This is a genomic window from Brachyspira sp. SAP_772 (assembly GCF_009755885.1).
In the GTDB taxonomy this organism is placed as follows: domain Bacteria; phylum Spirochaetota; class Brachyspiria; order Brachyspirales; family Brachyspiraceae; genus Brachyspira.
This window is the reverse complement of sequence record NZ_VYIX01000153.1, coordinates 1-721: the sequence shown is the minus strand read 5'-3', so window position 1 is coordinate 721 and position 721 is coordinate 1. Positions and strand designations below refer to the sequence as shown.

Here is a 721-nt window from a genome sequence, read left to right as displayed (position 1 = left end):
TTTGAAATCTCTATMTAATATAATTTTTTTGATAAAAATAACTTCTAACTTTATCTCTCAAACTTTTATTTGGAATCCACCAAACTATAGAATTGATAATCTTTTTTTTAAATTTCTGTTTATATTTTAATCCACCAAAAGAAATCCATACTTTATTATTTTCTTCCCAATCTTTATTATATATTCCATCCCAAAATTTTAAATTCCAAGTATATGAATGAATTATAATAGCATCTTCAAGATTATCTAATACATATCTATTATATTTATCAGTAAAATCGGCAATATCAACATTAAATTCCTGAACCATCAAATTTAATATTATTTGATCGGCAGCTTTCCATTCATCTGATTTATTATAGCACCATTCTTTTATTCCATTTTTATTTTTAATCATTTTTTTATTAAAACGTAGTACTCCAGAATTAAATACAATTTTTTCTATATTATATTTTAATTCTTTATCAGATATTGTTATAAAATTTTTATTTTCTAAATTCATTCTTATAGGTATTTTTTCAAAAGCCGCATACATATCATGTTCATTCATATCTAATATTTCTATTATATCTTTTTGTATTATTACATCTGTATCTAAATATAATACTTTATCATATTCATTAAGTAAATCAAAAGCCTCATATCTAGCATGGGCCATAATTGTAAAATACCTTATAGCATTAGACTGACTATATTCATTACTAAAAATTTTATTAAAATT

General features: G+C 21.2%; 1 protein-coding gene. It reads right to left on the bottom strand.

Annotation, left to right across the window (positions count from 1 at the left end; translation table 11 throughout):
- Window positions 1–10 precede the first annotated feature (10 nt).
- On the bottom strand, window positions 11–721 hold a 711-nt coding region (locus GQX97_RS13190), incomplete at its 5' end, for a glycosyltransferase (RefSeq protein WP_157152291.1).